The 373-nt window shown below is 63.0% G+C and carries 1 protein-coding gene; it reads left to right on the top strand.

Annotation, left to right across the window (positions count from 1 at the left end; translation table 11 throughout):
* Nucleotides 1-373, top strand: a 373-nt coding sequence (locus LI94_RS21535; RefSeq protein ID WP_046302540.1) for a cellulase family glycosylhydrolase, incomplete at both ends; no start/stop codon positions are given.

Below are 373 nucleotides of genomic sequence, written 5' to 3'. Positions count from 1 at the left end.
TCCAACCCGAACCCGGTGTCATCGACTACGACTACCTGGCCTCCATCGAAAACACCGTCGAAATCCTGGGCAACCACAACATCATGGTCGTCCTCGACATGCACCAAGACCTCTACAGCGAGGCGTTCGGCGGCGAGGGCGCCCCCGACTGGGCCAACATCACCGGCGGCCTGCCTCATATCGGCGTGGGCTTCCCGGGCACCTACCCGGTGAGCCCGGCACAGAACTACGCCTGGGACGCGTTCTGGGCCAACGAGAAGACGCCGGACGGCATCGGGTTGCAGAACCACTACGGCATCATGTGGCAGGCCGTCGCCAACTACTTCAAGGGCAACGAGAACGTCGCCGGCTACGAGATCATGAACGAGCCGTG

It is taken from the genome of Mycobacterium sp. UM_Kg27, assembly GCF_000972905.1.
Lineage (GTDB): Bacteria > Actinomycetota > Actinomycetes > Mycobacteriales > Mycobacteriaceae > Mycobacterium.
Note: the sequence above shows the minus strand (reverse complement) of the source record. Positions and strands in the feature narration are given on the sequence as shown.